The 4,994-nt window shown below is 71.0% G+C and carries 7 protein-coding genes and 1 tRNA gene; 3 read left to right on the plus strand and 5 right to left on the minus strand.

The window, feature by feature from the left end; all coding sequences use genetic code 11:
• Positions 1 to 488 (minus strand): YidC/Oxa1 family membrane protein insertase (locus H5J26_RS28270; RefSeq protein ID WP_309238098.1); only part of this gene is annotated, 488 nt, incomplete at its 3' end.
• A gap of 241 nt (positions 489 to 729) precedes the next feature.
• Positions 730 to 1,014 carry a DUF6412 domain-containing protein gene (locus H5J26_RS28275; RefSeq protein WP_181768812.1) on the minus strand — a complete coding sequence of 95 codons (285 nt, stop codon included), beginning with the start codon at positions 1,012 to 1,014 and terminating at the stop codon, positions 730 to 732.
• Positions 1,015 to 1,233: 219 nt separating this feature from the next.
• Here H5J26_RS28275 and rdgB point away from each other — a divergent pair, with 219 nt between their 5' ends.
• Positions 1,234 to 1,860 (plus strand): RdgB/HAM1 family non-canonical purine NTP pyrophosphatase, encoded by a 627-nt coding sequence (gene rdgB, locus H5J26_RS28280; protein WP_181768809.1) that lies wholly within the window; start codon positions 1,234 to 1,236, stop codon positions 1,858 to 1,860.
• Positions 1,861 to 1,909: 49 nt separating this feature from the next.
• Here the strand turns inward: rdgB and H5J26_RS28285 are convergent.
• The 3 genes from H5J26_RS28285 to bcp all read right to left on the minus strand — a co-directional run bounded on the left by H5J26_RS28285 (position 1,910) and on the right by bcp (position 3,680).
• Positions 1,910 to 1,992, minus strand: a tRNA-Leu gene (locus tag H5J26_RS28285).
• Positions 1,993 to 2,004: 12 nt separating this feature from the next.
• The gene (locus tag H5J26_RS28290) at positions 2,005 to 3,021 is read right to left on the minus strand and encodes an HNH endonuclease signature motif containing protein (RefSeq protein ID WP_181768810.1); all 1,017 of its coding nucleotides are present in this window, start codon (positions 3,019 to 3,021) and stop codon (positions 2,005 to 2,007) included.
• A 191-nt stretch (positions 3,022 to 3,212) separates the two neighbouring features.
• Positions 3,213 to 3,680: a thioredoxin-dependent thiol peroxidase gene (bcp, locus tag H5J26_RS28295; RefSeq protein ID WP_181768811.1), complete on the minus strand. Its 468-nt coding sequence runs from the start codon at positions 3,678 to 3,680 to the stop codon at positions 3,213 to 3,215.
• A 255-nt stretch (positions 3,681 to 3,935) separates the two neighbouring features.
• Between bcp and H5J26_RS28300 the strand changes: the two genes are divergently transcribed.
• Together H5J26_RS28300 and H5J26_RS28305 are read left to right on the plus strand one after the other, a co-directional pair.
• Positions 3,936 to 4,259: a DUF3618 domain-containing protein gene (locus tag H5J26_RS28300; protein ID WP_181768813.1), complete on the plus strand. Its 324-nt coding sequence runs from the start codon at positions 3,936 to 3,938 to the stop codon at positions 4,257 to 4,259.
• Positions 4,260 to 4,340: 81 nt separating this feature from the next.
• The gene (locus tag H5J26_RS28305) at positions 4,341 to 4,673 is read left to right on the plus strand and encodes a GroES family chaperonin (protein WP_181768814.1); all 333 of its coding nucleotides are present in this window, start codon (positions 4,341 to 4,343) and stop codon (positions 4,671 to 4,673) included.
• Positions 4,674 to 4,994 lie beyond the last annotated feature (321 nt).

Consider the following 4,994-nt stretch of genomic DNA (forward strand, 5'->3'; position numbering starts at 1 on the left):
TCGGCGGCCACCCGCCTCCCCCTCGCCGACGACCCGCGCGCCACGGCGGCCTCCGCCGCCTCGGCCGCGATCCTGCGCGTACGCACGTACGTCCACGTCGCCACCAACCCGACCAGCACGAACAGCCCCGCGTAGACCAGCCCCGGCGCGCCGAGAACCCCGCCCCCGCTCAGCACCCCGAACCAGCGCCCGCCGAGCGGCGCACCCAGCAAGGTGTGACCGAGCAGCGCGTCGTCGCCGGTGAAGGCGTGATACATGGCGAAGAACACGGGCAGTTGGAGCAGCATCGGCAGGCAGCCCGCCACGGGGGAAGCCCCCTCCTTCGCCCGCAACTCGCCCAACTCCCGCCGCAGCCGCTCCGGATCACCACCGTGCTTGCGCTGCAACTCGGACATGTGCGGCGCCAGCCGCGCCCGTACGCGCTCACCCCGTACGGCCGCACGCGCCAGGGGATGCAGCGCGAGCCGCACGCCCAGCGTGCACACCACGATCGCGGCAGCGTCGCCGAGGCGCCGAAGAACGGATCGAGGACGTCGGACAGAAATGCCATGGAAGAACCGAAAAAAGACATGAGTGAACCCTCCACAGGGTCTCGTCGAGCCGGGGTCGTCAGGTCGTCACCGGCCGCAAAGGACCGGCGTGAACGATCGGCGGGACGAGCCGCGCAGGCTCAACAAGGGCCACCGGCAGGAGAGTTCAGCGGTGGAGAGAAACAGAGAAAGAGGAGCGCTACGCGGCCGTCACCAGGCGACGGCCCGGCGCTCGCGGACGAGGACGCCCCGCGGCGTCCGGATCACGCTGCGGCAGGAACGCGGTACGCCGCTCACGGTCCCGGATGGCAGTACGGACCCGGCCGTGCGGCACCTGAGGTGCGGCGAGCACCAGGGCACCGACCACCGTGTGGCACACCAGCAGAACCGCAGCCGACGTCGCGGCAGCAGTGATGGCCGTGCTCAACCCGGCCTCGGTGAGGAGGAAACCCACGAAGGAGAGCAGCAACGCGGAGAGATACATGCGCCAGGCGCTCACGATCCGATGACTCACGCCCTGCCCCCTCCCCGTACCCGTGCGACGGGCTCACCCGTCCCTGCTGCTCCGGCCGATGCGAACTCGGCCTGCCCGTCCGACAATACGCGACCGGCCTCCACGCCCGGAACGGTCGAGGACCATCGCCCCGCCCCGAGAGCGGACGCGACCCCTCACACCGAGCCGGCGCACTGGATAATCGGGCACATGAGCAGCAGCGCCCACAAGCAGCCCAGCCGGCTGATCCTCGCCACACGCAACGCGTCCAAGGTCACCGAACTCCAGGCCATCCTCGCCGAGGCCGATCTCGGCCTCGAACTGATCGGCGCGGACGCCTTCCCCGAGATCCCCGACGTCAAGGAGACCGGGACCACCTTCGCGGAGAACGCCCTCCTCAAGGCCCGCACCCTCGCCCACGAGACCGGCATCCCCGCCATCGCCGACGACTCCGGCCTCTGCGTCGACGTCCTCGGCGGCTCCCCCGGCATCTTCTCCGCCCGCTGGGCCGGGCGACACGGCGACGACAAGGCCAACCTCGACCTGCTCCTCGCCCAGCTCTCCGACATCGACTCCGAGCACCGCGCGGCCCACTTCGCCTGCGCCGCCGCCCTCGCGCTCCCCGACGGCACCGAACGCGTCGTCGAGGGCAGCCTCCGCGGCACCCTGCGGCACACCCCGTCAGGCACGGGCGGGTTCGGCTACGACCCGGTCCTCCAGCCCGACGGCGACACCCGTACCTGCGCGGAGATGACCCCCGAGGAGAAGAACGCCATCAGCCACCGCGGCCGCGCCTTCCGCGCCCTGGTCCCGTCGATCCGGGAACTGCTGGGCTGAGGAGGAGAGGGAAGAGCCCCACCCCGGTGTCCGGAGTGGGGCTCGGATGTGCGCGAGGAGGGACTCGAACCCTCACGCCCTAAGGCACCGGGACCTAAACCCGGCCTGTCTCGCCAATTCCAGCACTCGCGCGCGGCCCACATCCTACTGCCGTGTTCTCCCTGCCCGGCGTGAGCCCTTCCGCCGGTTGCGCCCGCACCATGTCTCTGTGAGGGCGTGGCAGTTCGGGCACAGGTAGCGCAGATTGTGCTCTCGGTTGTCGCACCAGTCGCCGTTGACGTGGTCGATCTGCAGGGTGAGCGGCCGCCCCTCCCAGACACCCGGATTGCCGCAGCGCACGCACACGTACGGCACACCGACCTCGTCGAGCGCTCTGCGCAGCCGCTCACGGTTGAGCCGAGGCGATCCTTCCGGACGCACACACAGCACGGCAGGAGCGATCGGCTTCGGCGGCGCAGCCAACTCCGACCGCCGCCCCTGGTGCGAGAAGTGACCGATGTCCAGGCCGAGCTGGGCGACGCGGCGCCGCACCTTGAGGCGGTTGGCCTCGTTCACCGGCATGCGCAGCTCCCTCAGCACTCCCGCGAAGTGGAAGCTGCGTGCGACAACATCGCGGAGTTCGTCTTCCGGTACGGCGAAGCGGGCGTGGGAGAAGTGAGACACGTCGACTCCGCCCTGGCGGAGCGCCCGGCCCAGCGCGGCGCGAGATCGGCCGTCGTCGGGTACGTCGAGGACCCGCGCGAGGGCGCGAAGGCTGCGAACTGAACCGGCCGCCTCCCGCAGGTCCGCCACGGAGAACGGCAGCTCGCACTCTTGACGGTTCAGCGCGGGAAAGTGGCTGACGTCCAATCCCGCCACGGCAATCCGACGACGGATGTGCGACAGGGTTCCCGTCGAGGGCCTGGCGCCGAGCTTGCCGACGACCTCACGCAGCTTTGTGGACGAGGCGACGGCTTCCGCGATGGCGTCGTCCGTGTACCTCTGCCACGGGCTGCGCCGGACGAAGTGGCCCGTGTCGAGGCCGTACTCGTTCACCGCCCTTTGCAGGGCCCGCCGCCCGCCTCCGCTGATCCGCAGACCGAGCGCGCGCATGACGCCCGCCCACGTCGTCGCCTCGGCCACCGCATCGGCCAGACGCTCCCGTGTGTACCCGCGCGGCATCCCGCCTCCCCCGTGAGCGGCCGCGAAGGGCTCCGGTACCCCCACGCATCGGACACCCGTCGCGGCCTCGCACAGATCAACGAACGGGGGTCGGCGTGGTTACGGCGACCGGGGCCCGGCCGCCGTCGGACGGCTGGGCGGCGGCTTCGGCAGGACTTGGCGGGAGCGCCAGGACGGGGACGCCCCGGAGGTCAGATCTTCAGGTCCTTGAGGAGCTTCGCGACGTGCCCCGTGGCCTTCACGTTGTAGAGCGCGTGCTCCACCTTGCCGTCCGCGTCGACGACGACGGTCGAGCGGATGACGCCCGTGACGGTCTTGCCGTACAGCTTCTTCTCGCCGAAGGCGCCGTACGCCTCCATCGTCTCCTTCGACGGGTCTCCGACGAGGGTGACCTCGAGGTTCTCCTTGTCCCGGAACTTGGCCAGCTTCTCGGGCTTGTCGGGGGAGACGCCGATGACGTCGTAGCCGGCGGTCGCGAGAAGGTCGAGGTTGTCGGTGAAGTCGCACGCCTGCTTGGTGCAGCCGGGCGTCAGCGCCGCGGGGTAGAAGTAGACGATGACCTTGCGGCCCGTGCGGCCGGCGAGCGAGACCTGTTTGCCGTCCGCGTCCGGCAGTGAGAAGTCGGGGGCGGTGTCGCCGGGCTGCAGTCGCTCACTCATCTGTGCTCCTCGGGATGTCCGTCGTCGGCTCCGAGCGTAGCCGGAGGCGTACGCACCGGGGGTGCCGCGGGGCACCGGGCCGGGCGAGCTGACAGACTGTCCATCAGGCTCCGCCCGTTCGGGCAGGCTCGATCGGGGAACGCGGAAGGGTATCTCTCGTCCGCGTGGGGCCTCGGAGGCCGACTGATGCGGGTCCGACCGGTGTTGGTCGGCGAGTGACGGAATCAGCGACGTATGAGCGACGGAGGCAGCGCGGTGTCGGAAGCCAGGACTCCCGCGGACATCGAGGCGGACATCGTCAGCAGGCGGCGCGAACTCGCCGCCACGCTTGATGAGATCGCCGTACGCGTGCACCCCAGGACGATCGCGGGGGACGCCAAGGCGAAGGCTGCCGCGGCCGTGGACAGGACCGCCGGCCGCGCGTACGTGGCGGCCAACCGCGCGGTCGCGGACGTGGCGGCGCAGTTCGTCGACGAGAAGGGTTCGCCGCGCCTGGAGCGCGTGATCCCGGTGGCCTTCGTCGCCGTCGCGCTCGTCGGCGGGTTGTTCGCGCTCACGGCACGGCGCCGGCGCGGCTGAACGCTGATATACGGTCTAGCCGTGAGTTCCGAGACCCCTGCCGGTCATGCCGCCTCTGGTACGAGAACCAGGGCCGGGAACATGCCCGAGCACGACAAGCTGCCGATCCGCATGCTCCACGACCGTGTGCTGGTGCGTACGGACATCGAGGAGGGCGAGCGCCGCTCGTCGGGCGGGATCGTCATTCCCGCGACCGCGGCGGTCGGGCGGCGCCTGTCGTGGGCGGAGGTCGTGGCCGTCGGGCAGAGCGTCCGCACGGTGGAGCCGGGTGACCGCGTGCTGTACGACCCGGAGGACCGCGCGGAGGTCGAGGTCCGCGGCGTTGCGTACGTGCTGATGCGTGAGCGGGATCTGCACGCGGTGGCGTCGGAACGGCTGCAGGGATCCGACGATTCGACGGGGCTGTACCTGTAGCCCCGGCGCGGCCCTCCATGTGCTGCGGGCCCGCCTGAGCTTCAGCCCTCCGTGTGAGCTGCGGCTCTTCCCTTGCGACGTCCGCCTCTGGGCCCGCCGCCTGAACTCCCGCCCGCCGCAACCTCGTTGAGAGGCGAGCGGTACGGGCGGGCCTTCCGGCATCGGAGAACGCCGGCATCGGACCGGGGCCCTTCGAGCAGCCGACCCATGAAGCCGGAGCTGCTCAGCCTTCTTCGACCGTCTCGTAGCCGTCTTCCCTCAGCGCCGTACGGGCGGTGGCCGGCTCTCCGCCCGTGTTGCCGCCCTGCCAGCCGCCCCCCG

The sequence above is a fragment of the Streptomyces albidus (ex Kaewkla and Franco 2022) genome (assembly GCF_013870515.1).
GTDB lineage: Bacteria > Actinomycetota > Actinomycetes > Streptomycetales > Streptomycetaceae > Streptomyces > Streptomyces albidus.